Raw genomic sequence first — 13491 nt, forward strand, 5'->3', positions numbered from 1 at the left:
CTCCTGGATTACATCTTACGAGATAATCGTCGTTCAAGTCGGCGCCAATCCTGTCGAGAGACGGGAGCCGTGAATGAAGCTGACTGTTCGGCTAGTTCATTAATTTTTGAGAGTAGTCGTATTTTTTCTTGAGGAGACAAATCAGGGTATTGATCAACCAACGTGTGCTGGCATAAATAATAGCCTGCTGGTGTATGCAATTGTTCAATAGCCCACTCAAACGCTACATTGTGCTTAAATAGCTCGGTTAACCGTGTATGGATCGACATGATGATTACCTCCTTTTTAGTGTATATCAAGACGATAGGCTATGAAACGCGTTTCACGGCAAGAACTATTTGTGAGATATAAATCGTTTGGAAAAATTCAACAAGAATTGACCAGGTAGACAAAGAAGTCTATGATTGTGACGATACAACACAAAGAGGGGCGAACGTAAAATGGAATCGACAGACTCGAAGCTGGCATTGAAAATGCTCGTTGTTCTATCTCGGACGATGCATGCGGTGACGGAACAAGTGAAGGCAGACATCAAAACACATCAGTTGAATTTATCAGAATTCGGAGTTCTTGAATTGCTGTACCACAAAGGGGATACGCCTTTACAACAGATTGGCGATAAGATTCTGTTAACAAGCGGCAGTGTGACCTATGTCGTTGATAAACTTGAAAAGCGTGGATTGATTGCGCGAAAATCATGTGCGACAGATCGTCGTGTCACGTTTGGAACCTTAACAGAAGCTGGACGCGAACTGATGGAAGAAACATTCCCGAAACATGAAGCCTTTTTAGCAGACTTATTCAAGGATTTGTCGGTTTCTGAAAAGGAACAGTTGATTGATCAGCTGAAACGAATCGGTTTACGAGCCGAACATTATACGCCGCTCGAAAATGTATAAGGATTAGCACTCATAGGATTATAGAATTGAGGAAGCCCAAGTCGTCGACTTGGGCTTTTTTTATGAATTGAAAGTCAAACTAATTGACAAACGAAAAGACGGTTGGTATGTTTAGTTACAGAATTTACTTTAAATAAAAGGGAGAAATAATAATGACTAAATTACTTTATGTAACTGTTAACCCGAAAGCTACAGAACATTCATTCAGCCTTCAAGTCGGTGAAGCATTCCTCGAAAGCTACAAAGCAGCGAATCCTTCGGCTGAAGTAGAAGTTCTTGACCTATACAACGAAACAGTCCAAGAAATCGATACAGACGTCCTTAGCGCATGGGGCAAATTCGCAACAGGCGAAGAATTAACAGAAGTGGAGATCGCAAAAGTCGGTACGATGACAAAACATCTCGAGCAATACATGGAAGCAGATGAGTATGTCTTCGTTACACCAATGTGGAACTTCTCTTTCCCAGCACGTCTCAAAATGTACATCGACAGCGTACTTCTTGCAGGTAAAACATTCGCTTACACTGCAGAAGGTCCTAAAGGTTTGATGGAAGGCAAAAAAGCACTCCACATCCAAGCGACAGGTGGCGTTTACGCAGGATCTGGTCTTAACTTCGGTGACGACTACCTCCGTCAAGCACTTGCTTTCACTGGCGTAACAGACTACGATGCACTCTTCATCGAAGGTATGGCAATGAACCCAGAAAAAGCAGAAGAAATCAAAGAAGCAGCAATCGCAAAAGCGAAAGAACTCGGTCGTTCATTCTCGACTGTCAACGCGTAAGACAAGCGCATCAAAAAAGGCTCCCGCATTTGCGAGAGCCTTTTTTGTGTACGGATGATTTAAGAAAGCGTCGACTTTTTTCGAAGGACGAGCGTCAGAAAAAGTAACAAATCTTTCAGTTTCTCAAAGCCACGTGGGTGAGTCGAGATACGATAGAGCCATTCCAGTTTTAGGCGACGAAATAGTTTTGGAGCGCGTTTACTATGTCCGGACCAGACATCGAATGCACCGCCGACACCGATGAAGATGCCATGATCGACTTGATCGTAAACGGAAGCAATCCATTCTTCTTGTTTTGGGGCACCGAGTGCGACAAGAACGAGGTCGGCATCTGCTTCTACAATCGCCCGTGTAGCCTCCTCTGTCTTACCAAAACCATGAAATGTTCCAACAAAGCGGATGTTCGGAAAACGAATCGATAGTTGGCGAATCAGCGATTTCATGACTTCCGGACGTCCACCAAGCAAAAAAACACGCTTTTTTAGTGCATCTGCCGTCCGTAAGAGTTCACGCGCCGTCTCGATTCCAGGCAACGTCGCTGTTAAAGGAGATCCCATCCGCTTGCTAGCAGCAGTCACACCGATTCCGTCCGGAGTGATGAATGTTGCTCGCCGTAAGATGGCTTCATATGAAGGTTCGCGCAGTGCACGCAACACGAGCTCAGGATTAGCTGTGACAAGAAAGGCTTTTCCTCGATCGTGTAAGATTGTTTTAATATGGGTATACCATTGCGAAGGTGTGGCATCCACGAATGGTAGTCCGAATAATTGTTTTGTCTGAATCATAGTTTTCCACCTCATCATCCATCATAGCAGAATCAAGACGGACGAACAGCGACTTGAGACTGAAAAAGGAGCGGATTCACGTGCATCCATCTTGGCAAACGGTGTTAAAAGAAGAAAAGGAAAAACCATACTTTCAGGAGCTCTGGACGTTTCTAAAGGAAGCTTATCAAACGACGACCGTCTATCCTCCGAAAGATCGGATTTTTCATGCGTTTGATGCGGTTGCTCCAGAAGATGTCCGGTGCGTCATCTTAGGACAAGATCCCTATCATGGTCCAGGTCAGGCGAATGGACTAAGTTTTTCCGTTCATGACGGTGTTCCGATTCCCGCATCCCTCCGAAACATGTACAAAGAACTGGTGACGGATATCGGTTGCTCCGCGCCGACATCTGGGAATCTAGAATCCTGGTCGCGACAAGGTGTATTTTTACTGAATACATCATTGACGGTTGAAGAAGGGAAAGCGGGGTCGCATGCGAAAAAAGGCTGGTCGCAGTTTACGGACCGGGTCATCGAAGTATTAGGCACACAGACGCAACCGATCGTGTTCATCCTATGGGGGAATCACGCGAAGAGTAAGAAGGCATTGATCGATACGAATCGTCATCTTGTTCTCGAAGCGGTACACCCAAGTCCGTTATCAGCGAGTCGTGGATTTTTCGGTAGTAAACCTTATTCACAGACGAATGCCTGGCTCAAAGAGCAGGGAAGAGAGCCAATCGATTGGTGTTTATCCTAAATCAAAAGCGTGTGTTCCGTTGAATGCGGAACACACGCTTTTTGGTTTGCTTAACGGTTTGAAACAGTTGGTTCTTCATCCATCATGAACTTTTCGACGACGAGAGCAACACCGTCTTCATCGTTCGAAGCTGTCATGTACTGTGCTTTTTCTTTGACGGTATCGGCTGCGTTCGCCATTGCGACGCCAAGACCCGCCCATTCGATCATCGATAAGTCGTTGTTCCCATCGCCACAGGCGATGACTTCTTCTTGAGCGATTCCTAGTTTTTTAGACAATAAGGCAAGACTTGTTCCTTTTGTGACACCGTCTTCCGTGAATTCGAGGAAAAATGGCTTTGAGCGTGCGACTGCGAGTTCACCAGCCAGTTCTTGTTGAAGTGTCTGCTCGACACGAGCAAGTTTTGTCTCTTCTGCCATCATCAAACACTTGACGACAGGTGTTTGAATCGCCGCTTTAAAATCAGTGACGGGAATGACGTCCATACCAGTCAGTTGTCCTTCGAGCGTCGTATACTCGTTCGGTTGCTCTGTCAGAATCTCATGTCCGACATACGTGTGGATATAGACACCTTCTCGTTTACTTAAATCGTCGAGACGATGGACTGTCTCCGGAGAAAGGGTACTGAGGAAGAGCGATTCGTTCGTTTGGCAATCGATGATCGAGGCTCCGTTGAAGCTCAGAATATAACTTCTGTATCGAGCGAGTTCAAGCTCTTTTGCAAGGTCGAGCATCGCGAAAGTCGGACGACCACTAGCGAGGACGACCTTCTTGCCACGACGCTGAGCAGCGAGCAATGCTTCTTTTGTGCGTGATGAAATCGTATGGTCACTTGTCAACAAGGTATCATCTAAATCGAGAACAATCATTTTGTACGTCATACATTCAAACCCCTTTCAATTATCTGTATATCGTAACAACTTGTCTCCCGTTCGACAATATACTCTCCTCGAAGAGAGTGTGATAAAGTGGAAACAGAGCCCGTACGGAAAGGATTTCAACTTTATGAAATATCTCTTCATGATCATATCAAGTCTATTATTAGCGGGATGTAATACGATGTTTCCGCACCCAGCCTCTCTACTCGAACATCCGTCTCTTCCGGCATGGGAGCAGTCGTTAAAAGAACGAATCGAAATTGATTTACCGAAACAGGCAGAAATCGTGGCGCCACGTAATCAAGCAGTGTCACGTTTATATGAACTCATCGATTTAGACCAGAACGGTAAAGACGAGGCGATTACTTTCTATCGTAGCGAGCAAGAGGGACGATTCACGATTCATCTTCTCGTCCATGAACGGCAAGGCGAAAAATGGCGACTCGTGACACGACAGATAGTTGCAGATGGTCGCGCCATCGATCGACTCGAAGTCGTAGCCGACCCGCGACATAAACAAAATCATCTAGTCATCGGGATTACGAGCTATGGTGAAAATACGTTGTATATCATTGAGCAGTTGCTGTCAAAACAACGGAACGTCACAAAAGTCGATCAGTACGATCGCTTGTCAGTGGCTGATTTGAATCAAGATCGAGAGCGGGATATGGTGCTCCTGCAAAAGGGCAGTCCATCTCGTTTGATTTATTATAAAGATATTTTGTCGAAAAAGAACCAAGAGACGACGCTTTCGACGCAAGACGGCGATTTATTTGCAGAACATGATTTATTTGAAGTGGATACGATCAATGCTGCTCGTAATAAAGGCTTGATCGTTTCGTATACACGAGATGCTAAAATGCACATCTCATTATTCCGTTTAGCGAATAGTACGTTGGAACAGGTGCGTTTCGGTCAGGTCGATGAAATCGTTGAACCGATGTATACGTTCCCGAAAGATGTCGATCAAGATGGAATCGTTGAGTTCGGTCATCAATATACACCTGAAGATAGTAAGGGGCGTGAGGGTGAATCAAGACCACGCATCACGGCATACTATACATGGAATGGATCGAACAATCCGCCGTTTCTTGAAAGTGGCTTCGAACTGCGGGAAGAACAATACATTGATCAAGAATACAATTTCGTGATGCGTTTCCCTGCTAACTGGGCGACACGTGAAACGATCGAAAAACGCGAAAATCGAGTTCGTTTCATTAATCAGGAAACGAAACAGATTGATTTCGAATTAGAAATCATTCCGAAGAATCAATACATTGCCAGTGATCAAAAAAGAAAAATCAAAGAAGGTATCGATTATGTCTATGTGATTGATGCGACGAAGGATTATGAAGGTTTTGTCAATCGTGTCACACTCGTGGAATAAAGAATCAGGGGGAAAAGAGAATGACCAAAATACTAGTAGCCGAGGATGAACATGCGATTCGCAGTTTCATTGTCATTAATTTGAAACGGGCAGGCTATGATGTCATCGAAGCGGAAAATGGTAAAGAAGCACTTGCTCAATTTGATCAACAAACGTTTGATATTCTGTTACTCGATATCATGATGCCAGAAGTCGACGGTTTTGCTGTCTGTGAACAGGCACGGGCGAAGGATGAAGTCGTTGGTATCATCATGTTGACGGCACGGACGCGAGAAGAGGATAAAGTCATGGGACTAAGCGTCGGGGCGGACGACTATATCGCGAAGCCGTTCAGTCCAGCAGAATTACTCGCGCGCATCCAGTCGCTCTTGCGACGCGTAGAGACGTTACGTCGTCGGAAACAGCCGCGTGAGCTCGTTTCTGGACCGTTCCGGATTGATTTAGGTGCGAAGCGTGTCCAAAAAGAAGGTATCGATGTCGAAGTAACACCGACAGAATATGATTTGCTTTGTCACTTTATTAAGAATGAAGACCAGGTCATGTCACGTGATGAATTACTCGATGCGGTATGGGGCGAGAACTACTTTGGCGACCGGAAGACAGTGGATGTCAACATTCGCCGTCTGCGTCAAAAAATCGAAGAGAATCCAGCAGAACCTAAGTTCATCGAGACATTGTGGGGACATGGATACAAGTGGCGTAACGAAGAATGAAGCGCCAGATATTGATGCGGTTCATGACGATCATCACGGTGACAGTCTTACTTGTCATCGGGATTCTTTCGTTCGTAACCTATAACTACTACTACGTAACGGCGACAGATGTCTTAAAGCGCCATGCGAACGCGAGTGCCGTTTTGTTTGCGAATAGCGGTCTTGCTTACGATTACACGGATTCTGAAGCAACGATTCATGATGTGTTGGATTCCTATGCCTATCCGGACGCAGAAATCGAAGTCTTGGATGCGACGGGTATTCCGCGCTACTCCTCGACCGGATTCATCTCAGAACGTAAATTGACGCGTGAGGCAGTCAATCAAGTGCGAGGCGGACAGACCGTCACGAAGCGCTACGACGATGAGGCGACAGGGGAACATTTGCTTGAGGTGACGGAACCTGTCGTTTCGTTCGGTCAGACGACGGGAGCACTTCGTTATACGACTTCCCTTGAGCGGATTGACCGGCGTGTGATCGAAATTTGTTTAGCGATTGTCCTCCTGGGTACAGTAATCTGGGGACTTGCCTTCATTTATTCCTCACGTCTTGTTTCGTCGATTGTTCGACCGATTCAGGAAGTCATCGGTGCGTCCGATCAAATCGCGAAACAGCACTATGACGTCAAGGTGAACGAGGAGTATTCGTTCGAACTTGGAGAACTAGCACGGACGATTAATTATATGGGGCAACAGATCAAACAACAGGAAACGCTGAAAGATGAATTCATTTCTGGTATCTCCCATGAATTACGGACGCCATTGACATCAATCAAAGGCTGGAGCGAGACATTACTCGTCGAACAGGATCAGTTGCCGGAAGAGGCATCGCTTGGTATGGGGATCATTCATTCGGAGACGGAACGTTTGATTTCGCTCGTCGAGCAGTTGCTAGACTTCTCAAAACTCGAGACAAGTCGTCTCGTCTTATACCGTCAAGAAGTCAACTTGACGGAAATCATCGAGACCGTGACGGCGCAACTTCGTCAAAAGTTAGAAGAAAAAAATGTCCAAATCGTACAGAAGTTACCGTCACAAGTCGTCGGTCTGTACGACGAAAACCGACTGAAGCAAGTCTTTTTGAATCTGCTCGATAATGCGATTCGCTTTTCACCGATCGACGGGACGATTACCATTCGCCTTGTTCGTTCGGAGCGTGTGTTGTTCCTCTCCTTCAGCGATGAAGGTCCTGGTATTCCAAAAGAGCACTTACGTCATGTCACAGAAAAGTTCTATCAAGTGCAAAAAGGAAAGGGCGGAACAGGACTCGGTCTATCGATTTGTCGAGAACTCGTCGAAGCACATGAAGGTAAGCTATTCATTGATAATCAGCCGGAAGGTGGCGTCATCGCAACGATTCTGCTACCTGTCACGAAAGCGTAAACACTGAGACGGGCAGAGTGAAACAGAAACTGTTAAAGTTAAATGGATTATAGTACGAAATGGATTATAGTACGAAATGGATCAGATGATAGGAAACGGAGGAATCAGTCATGGCACTTGGTGTTTCAAATGGTACGCTTCAACCGCTCTCCGGAAAACCGAACGCGGTATCTACTCAAACCGATCTACAAGAAATGAAAATGCGACCGCTCCCGTTTAAAGGAACGCTTGCAGATTCGAAGTTTCAACTATTACGTATCCTTCAAAGCCTCGACCGCGTCAAAGTCGTCAAGGAAGAAGGGACATACATTCATGCCATCTTCACAAGTAAAGTCTTTCGTTTCAAGGATGACGTCGAATTTTACTTCGATGAAGCGGCACAAGTGATTCATTTCCGTTCTGCGTCACGTGTCGGGTACTCTGACTGGGGTGTCAACCGTAAACGCATGGAAGACATTACACGCCGTTATGAGGAGGGGTCACGATGAAGAACTATCAATTAGTTGTCATTGGTGGCGGTGCAGCAGGAATGACGATCGCTGCTGGTGCAGCAAGTCTTGGTGCACATGTTGCCTTGATCGAACGCCATACACATCTAGGTGGAGATTGTCTTCACTATGGTTGTGTGCCTTCAAAAGCGTTGATTGAAGCAGCACACGATGTACATGTCATGAAACGGACGGCAGAGAAGTATAACGTAACGTTGAATGGAGATGCCGTCTATTCAAAAACGAAAGCAAGTGTTGATCGAGCGCGCAACATCATTCAATCACATGATGGAACAAAACGGTTCGAGGACTTGGGTGTCGATGTCTACATCGGAGAAGCGACATTCCTTAGTGCACACGAAGTCGAAGTGGCAGGACAGCTTGTCGTTGGTGAGAAGTTTGCGATCTCGACTGGGTCTCAACCGATTATTCCACCGATTGAAGGACTTGATACGATTGATTATTTAACGAACGAGACGATCTTTGAATTGACGGAACGTCCCGAGCGTCTCCTCGTCATCGGTGGTGGTGCAATTGGTCTTGAGTTGTCGCAAGCTTACGCGCATCTCGGAACAGAAGTCACAATCATCGAAGGCATGAAGACGTTGCTCGGAAAAGAAGATCGTGACATGGTCGAAGTCATTCAACGCCAGCTCGAACAAGAATTGACGTTACATCTCGATACGAAGGTCACACATGTCCGCAAGTCAGCGGGAGGCATTGAAGTCACAGTTGAAGCAAACGGCGAATCACGTGTCATCGAAACAGATGCCGTTCTTGTGGCTGTTGGTCGGAAGCCGCGCATCGATGCGCTACGTCTTGACCGCGCTGGTGTGCACGTCGAGAAAGGATTCGTTCAAGTTGACGGTTCACTTCGGACAAGTCAGCGACACATCTTTGCGGTCGGGGATACGATCAACTCGCTTCCCTTTACGCATGTTGCAGGACTCGAAGGAAAAACCGTCGTCACGAATGCTTTATTCGGTCTACGGACGAAGCCTGATTATCGGGCGGTCCCATGGGTCACATTTACGACACCAGAGCTGTTCCATCTTGGTTTAACGGAAGAAGAGGCACGCAAGAAACATGGCGAGATCAAAGTCTATCAGACAGGTCTCGATGAAGTCGATCGTTTCGTCATCAATGGTCAGACGGAAGGACGCGTCAAACTCATCGCTGATAAACGAGGTAAACTAATCGGAGCGCATGCGATTGGAGAACAAGCTGGAGAATGGATGCAAGAAGTCGTCTATGCGATGGCACGTAAAGATAAGGTCGGTCAATTGTCGCGCGTCGTCCACCCGTATCCGATTCGTGGTGCTGCCGTTCAGCGTGCTGCTGATATTTACTGGCGTGAACGTTTATTCGCTGGTCCGATCCCAAAATGGTTGAAACGTTATTTCGACTGGAAACAAGGAGAATGATTCATGCAACAACCTGCTACTAAACGGAATTTCGTCCCGCTCGTCATCTTGTTGACACTCGTCATCAACTTGCTTGTGGCGCTCTTATTCTTTGCACCACCCGTACAAGTTGATTCAGGATTCGACTGGACGTTACTTCCTTTTTTCAATGCCATCTTTAATAGTTTTACCTTCATGCTGTTGCTCGGTGCTTGGATTTCGATTCGTCGAGGGAACCGTGTGAACCATCGTCGCTTCATTGGTGGCGCGATGACGACGACGACGTTGTTCTTGATTTCTTATGTCACGTATCATGCCGTCAGTGAATCAACGAAATTCGGAGGCGAAGGTTTTGTGCGTCCGGTCTATTTCTTCATCTTGATTACGCACATCATACTAGCGGCAGTGATCGTTCCGCTCGTCTTGATGTCACTCGCACATGCCGTGAATCAAAATTTCGAGAAACATAAGAAATGGACGCGCTTTACGATGCCGCTTTGGTTATACGTCAGTTTGACCGGTGTCATCGTCTATATCATGATTCGTCCATATTATTAAAAAAATCCTTCGTGGCAGTTCGCCACGAAGGATTTTTTTATGGTTAGGACTTCACTTTTGTTTCGTCGAGTACGTTCGCTTTTAAGTCGATCAATGGTCGAATCAATACTTCAACGCGTCGATTTTGGCTACGACCCGCCTCTGTTTGATTGGAAGCGATCGGTTGGAATTCTCCGTAACCACTAACCGTAAAACGTTTTGGTTCAAGTTTGGCATTCCGTTGTAGAGCACGCATGAAACTAATCGCTCGGTCAGCGCTTAGTTCCCAGTTCGATGGATATTGAGCTGTGTTGATTGGAATGTTATCTGTATGACCAGAGACTTGAATCTGACGTTGTCCGGCTTTGACGAGAAGGTCGCTCATTCCTTTGGCAATTTGAATGGATCGGCCTCTTACTTCTGCCTGGGCTGGCGAGAACAGTGCCCGGTCACGAATCGTAAAGACAAGACCTTCATTCGTGATTTCAACCTTGATGTCTTTCTCGAGTTTTTCATTTTTGATATATTGATTTGCTTCTTCTTTAATCTTCTCAAGCTCAGCAATTTCATAGCTTTGTGCTTTTGTCCGGGCATCGAGTTTTTTTGAATCCTCTTCTTCTTGTGAAGAAAGGGAACTGTTCGTAATCATCCCTGATCCACCGTTGAAGACGGAGCTAAACGACTGGGACATTGCTTTTAGTTTTACAGCATCGACATTACTCGAAGCAAAGAGAACGATGAAGAGGGCTAGAAGCAAAGTCAACAAGTCGGCGTACGGAATCAACCAGCCTTCGGAGATATGTTCGTCATGCGGCTTCTTTTTCCGCTTCATAATTTGCACGCTCCTTCGGTGTCAAGTACACAAGTAGCTTATCCTCTAAGTTTTTAGGTGATTCACCGTTTTGAATCGAGAGAATCCCTTCAATCATCATCTCGTACAATTGAATCTCGCTTGCTGATTTTTGCTTCAGTTTTGTTGCGAAGGGGAACCACAGCACGTACCCGGTGAAAATCCCGAATAGCGTCGCAATGAAGGCACCCGAAATCGCGTGACCTAATTTTTCGATGTCCGATAAATCGGATAAAGCAGCAACGAGACCAACAACGGCACCAAGAACCCCAAGCGTTGGCGCATAAGTTCCGGCTTGCGTAAAGATGTTTGCATTGGCGTGATGCCGTTCTGTCATGTTTTCGAGATCGCGAGTCATGACGTCCTCGACGTATTCAGATGGCTGCCCATCGATGACCATCATGACGCCACGCTTCATGAAGGCATTATCGACTTCCTCGAGTGCTGATTCGAGAGATAAGAGGCCTTCTTTACGCGCTTGCGTTGAGAGTGTCAGAAATTGTCCGAGCAACACTTGTTTTGTCATCAGCTTTTGTTCGAAAAAGATGACTTTAAATAAGGCAGGTAGTACTTTTAATCGTTCCTTCGGGAAGGAGATCATGATGGCAGCTGCCGTTCCGACAAAGATGATGACAAGGGCTGCAGGGTTGAGTAGAGCGACTGGAGGCGCACCTTTTAAGATCATACCTCCGACTAGTGTGATGAGACCAAGGATGATCCCGATAATCGACACGATATCCATGATTGATGTGTGCCACCTTTCTGTATGTAATCCGTATAAGAACGAAAAATAAAAGAGCAGAAGACACTTCTTCTGCTCGGAAATCCAAAAACCGAGAATTAAGCGCCGTTTTCGTCGATTAGCATTTGAATGCTTTCGTTTCGTTCGTCACGCTCTATATCGGTCAGTACATCGTATTTTTTTAACACTTGATACAATTCATTTAGAATTGGTTGCTCCAAATGTAATGATAAGAGTTCCTCGAATTGATAATACAATTGCGCAGGCATCCATTGTGATTGCCGTTCCAGCCTTCGCCAGACATCCTCAATCGAATGATCAGCCGTCTTAGGGTCCACTGTTTCCCTCAACCTCCTTTAATGATTACACGTCCACTTTTATCTAGTTTACCAAAAAAATACGAAAACGTTTAGTCGATTGCATATTTCGATAGAACTTCTTAATTCAAGAGAGTATGATAAAGACAATTCTGTCTGAAAACAATCTAGGGGGAGTAAGATGTTCTCGCATAAAAGACGTTCACCACTGGCGCGCTTCGGGCGTTTAGGTGAATTGATGTACCATCAGTTGTTCGATAAACCAGCACGCTTCATCGCGACGGGCTTTACATTGACGATTTTACTAGGTGGTTTTTTATTGTGGCTTCCGATTTCACAACAAGAGGGGCAAGATGTTTCCTTCATTGACTGCTTGTTCGTCGCGACTTCTGCCGGAACCGTTACGGGTCTATCGACGATTAATATCGCTGAAGCCTTTAATCTGCTCGGTCAACTCATCATGATGCTCTTGATTCAGGTAGGTGGGCTTGGATTCATGACGATTGCGCTTGTCTTGCTCAGCGTAACGGGACGAAAGATCGGGATTCGTCAGCGGATTATTATTCAAGAGATGTTCAATCTCGATAGTCCGGGTGGAACGATTCGTCTTGTTCGAAACATCATCGTCACGACAGTTCTCGTCGAGATCGTCGGCATGTTTTTGATTGCGCTTGATTTGTTCATTCAATACAAATACAGCTTCGGAAAAGCACTCTATTACGGTTTGTTCCACGCCGTATCTGCCTTCAACAATGCGGGGTTCGCGCTTTGGGGTGATAACTTGATCGGTTTCCAACAGGACACGACGTTCATCCTGACGATCGCCGCTCTCTTGATGATTGGTGGATTAGGCTTTACCGTCATCGCTGATATCGCGGGAAAACGAAGCTTCAAAAAAATCTCCCTGCACTCGAAATTGATGGTGCTATCTTTATTCGTCATCAACGGACTCGGTGTCTTAGCGATGATGCTCTATGAATGGGTGTCTCATCTTGGCTCATTGCGAGACGAGTCGTTCTTTCATGCGCTCCACATCGTATTTTTCCAAGTCGTCACAACACGGACGGCTGGTTTCCAGACAATCGATCTAACGACGATGGTACCGCTCTCGATCGGTTTGATGATGGTCTTGATGTATATCGGAGCAGGTTCAGCGTCGACGGGTTCTGGGATCAAGGTCACGACGGCAGCGGTCATCCTAAAGAATGTCTGGACGTATCTACGAGGACAGCGTGAGACCGTTCTGATGCGACGGACGGTTCAAGCACAGGCGATCCAAAAAGCGTATGCGATTGCTGTCTTCAGTTTGTTATTCATCGCTTTGATCACGACGCTCCTTGCGTTGAGTCAACCGAACCTATCGTTCATCGGTCTGTTCTTTGAGACCGTCTCCGCATTCGGGACGGTCGGTCTATCATTGAATGTGACACCGGAGTTAAACAGCTTTGGGAAGTTCTTGATCATGTTCATGATGTTGCTCGGACGTGTCGGATCGTTGACGATCCTGTTCACGTTTGCGACGCAACGAGACCGGACGATTCGTTATCCAAAAGAAAATATGTTGATCGGCTAATTAATCAAAAAG

General features: G+C 46.0%; 16 protein-coding genes. 10 read left to right on the forward strand and 6 right to left on the reverse strand.

All coding sequences use genetic code 11. From position 1 onward, the window contains the following. Positions 1-8: 8 nt before the first annotated feature. Positions 9-269, reverse strand: a complete 261-nt coding sequence (locus ADM98_RS02400) for a hypothetical protein (protein ID WP_053452098.1) — start codon at positions 267-269, stop codon at positions 9-11. A gap of 171 nt (positions 270-440) precedes the next feature. On the opposite strand from ADM98_RS02400, the gene ADM98_RS02405 reads away from it, so the two are divergent. Both ADM98_RS02405 and ADM98_RS02410 read left to right on the forward strand, forming a co-directional pair. Then, the gene (locus tag ADM98_RS02405; protein ID WP_029342913.1) at positions 441-899 is read left to right on the forward strand and encodes a MarR family winged helix-turn-helix transcriptional regulator; all 459 of its coding nucleotides are present in this window, start codon (positions 441-443) and stop codon (positions 897-899) included. Between the two features lie 152 nt (positions 900-1051). Next, the gene (locus ADM98_RS02410) at positions 1052-1684 is read left to right on the forward strand and encodes an NAD(P)H-dependent oxidoreductase (RefSeq protein ID WP_053452099.1); all 633 of its coding nucleotides are present in this window, start codon (positions 1052-1054) and stop codon (positions 1682-1684) included. A gap of 59 nt (positions 1685-1743) precedes the next feature. Here the strand turns inward: ADM98_RS02410 and ADM98_RS02415 are convergent, their stop codons facing one another. Then, a complete protein-coding gene (locus ADM98_RS02415) occupies positions 1744-2469 on the reverse strand; it encodes a WecB/TagA/CpsF family glycosyltransferase (protein WP_053452100.1) in 726 nt (241 codons plus the stop codon). A gap of 80 nt (positions 2470-2549) precedes the next feature. On the opposite strand from ADM98_RS02415, the gene ADM98_RS02420 reads away from it, so the two are divergent. Further along, positions 2550-3209, forward strand: a complete 660-nt coding sequence (locus ADM98_RS02420) for a uracil-DNA glycosylase (RefSeq protein WP_200904876.1) — start codon at positions 2550-2552, stop codon at positions 3207-3209. 50 nt (positions 3210-3259) lie between these two features. Here the strand turns inward: ADM98_RS02420 and ADM98_RS02425 are convergent, their stop codons facing one another. Next, the gene (locus ADM98_RS02425; RefSeq protein ID WP_053452101.1) at positions 3260-4090 is read right to left on the reverse strand and encodes a Cof-type HAD-IIB family hydrolase; all 831 of its coding nucleotides are present in this window, start codon (positions 4088-4090) and stop codon (positions 3260-3262) included. A 139-nt stretch (positions 4091-4229) separates the two neighbouring features. On the opposite strand from ADM98_RS02425, the gene ADM98_RS02430 reads away from it, so the two are divergent. From ADM98_RS02430 to ADM98_RS02455, 6 genes are all read left to right on the forward strand, one after another. Further along, entirely contained in the window at positions 4230-5474 is a 1245-nt protein-coding gene (locus tag ADM98_RS02430) for a hypothetical protein (protein ID WP_235504814.1), read from the forward strand. A gap of 20 nt (positions 5475-5494) precedes the next feature. After that, positions 5495-6187, forward strand: a complete 693-nt coding sequence (locus ADM98_RS02435) for a response regulator transcription factor (RefSeq protein ID WP_053452103.1) — start codon at positions 5495-5497, stop codon at positions 6185-6187. After that, positions 6184-7569, forward strand: coding sequence for a sensor histidine kinase (locus tag ADM98_RS02440; RefSeq protein WP_053452104.1), 1386 nt, complete (start codon positions 6184-6186; stop codon positions 7567-7569). The genes ADM98_RS02435 and ADM98_RS02440 overlap by 4 nt, the downstream gene beginning before the upstream one ends. A 110-nt stretch (positions 7570-7679) precedes the next feature. Further along, a complete protein-coding gene (locus ADM98_RS02445; protein WP_029342907.1) occupies positions 7680-8057 on the forward strand; it encodes a DUF1499 domain-containing protein in 378 nt (125 codons plus the stop codon). Next, positions 8054-9481, forward strand: coding sequence for a dihydrolipoyl dehydrogenase family protein (locus ADM98_RS02450; RefSeq protein WP_053452105.1), 1428 nt, complete (start codon positions 8054-8056; stop codon positions 9479-9481). Before ADM98_RS02445 ends, ADM98_RS02450 begins: the two co-directional genes overlap by 4 nt. Positions 9482-9484: 3 nt before the next feature. Next, positions 9485-10018, forward strand: a complete 534-nt coding sequence (locus tag ADM98_RS02455; protein WP_053452106.1) for a DUF420 domain-containing protein — start codon at positions 9485-9487, stop codon at positions 10016-10018. A 43-nt stretch (positions 10019-10061) separates the two neighbouring features. Here the strand turns inward: ADM98_RS02455 and motB are convergent, their stop codons facing one another. From motB to ADM98_RS02470, 3 genes are all read right to left on the reverse strand, one after another. Beyond that, the gene (gene motB, locus ADM98_RS02460) at positions 10062-10829 is read right to left on the reverse strand and encodes a flagellar motor protein MotB (RefSeq protein ID WP_053452107.1); all 768 of its coding nucleotides are present in this window, start codon (positions 10827-10829) and stop codon (positions 10062-10064) included. Further along, complete coding sequence (gene motA, locus ADM98_RS02465) at positions 10804-11589, reverse strand: flagellar motor stator protein MotA (protein WP_053452108.1); 786 nt, start codon at positions 11587-11589, stop codon at positions 10804-10806. Before motA ends, motB begins: the two co-directional genes overlap by 26 nt. Before the next feature lie 98 nt (positions 11590-11687). Beyond that, entirely contained in the window at positions 11688-11927 is a 240-nt protein-coding gene (locus ADM98_RS02470) for a hypothetical protein (RefSeq protein ID WP_023469697.1), read from the reverse strand. Positions 11928-12087: 160 nt separating this feature from the next. On the opposite strand from ADM98_RS02470, the gene ADM98_RS02475 reads away from it, so the two are divergent. After that, positions 12088-13479, forward strand: coding sequence for a TrkH family potassium uptake protein (locus ADM98_RS02475; RefSeq protein WP_053452109.1), 1392 nt, complete (start codon positions 12088-12090; stop codon positions 13477-13479). Positions 13480-13491: the final 12 nt, after the last annotated feature.

It is taken from the genome of Exiguobacterium sp. BMC-KP (genome assembly GCF_001275385.1).
In the GTDB taxonomy this organism is placed as follows: Bacteria; Bacillota; Bacilli; order Exiguobacteriales; family Exiguobacteriaceae; genus Exiguobacterium_A.